General features: G+C 38.6%; 1 protein-coding gene. It reads left to right on the top strand.

Annotation, left to right across the window (positions count from 1 at the left end):
• Window positions 1-10: 10 nt before the first annotated feature.
• On the top strand, window positions 11-720 hold a 710-nt coding region (locus ACFIK8_RS11420; RefSeq protein WP_375669494.1), incomplete at its 3' end, for an FtsQ-type POTRA domain-containing protein.

Genomic DNA, 720 nt, shown 5'->3' with positions numbered 1-720 from the left:
AAAAAAGCCAATGACTACGAATTCAAGGTTTTTAAATGCAGCAGCTGCGTTGGTATTGGGTATGGGGGTGATTGCTCCAACAACCGCTTTTATGTCAATTGCGATGGTTGGAGAAGTGCAAGCATCTGTGGTTCGTTCTATTGAGGTTCGCGGAAATAAATTTGTAAGCGCTCAGGCAATTCGAGACAATATAGGCATTAAAGTTGGAAAAAGTTTTTCCAGTGGTGATATCGATTTTGCGGTAAAGCGTCTTTTTGGATTAGGTTTATTTTATGATGTTAAAATAAACCAAGTAGGCGATAAGCTGGTTGTATTCGTAAAAGAATATGAGGTTGTCAATCAGATAGTCTTTCAGGGAAATAAATCTTTTAAAGACTCAGATCTTACGCGGTTTATTTCTTTAAAACCGAATGAGTCTTTTAATTCTGCTAAGCTTTCGGCTGATGTTAATGTGATTTGTGAGGCTTATAAAACTGTTGGTCGTAATAATGTTGCTGTTACAGTTCAAACCATTAACCTGGGACAGGGGCGCGTAAATGTGGTCTTTAATATTGTTGAAGGCCGGAAGACCAAGATTAGCAATATCACTTTTAAAGGGAATAATGCTTTTAGAAGCAGCCGTTTGCGTGATGTAATTTCAACAAAGCCTTCAGGAATGCTCTCGTTGTTGTTGAGAGGTGATGTTTATAGTGAAGAACGTTTGGCTGCTGATGAAGAGGC

This window comes from Bartonella sp. MR168JLCBS (assembly GCF_042194175.1).
The sequence above is the reverse complement of the archived record's forward strand: the minus strand, read 5'-3'. Positions and strand labels throughout refer to the sequence as shown.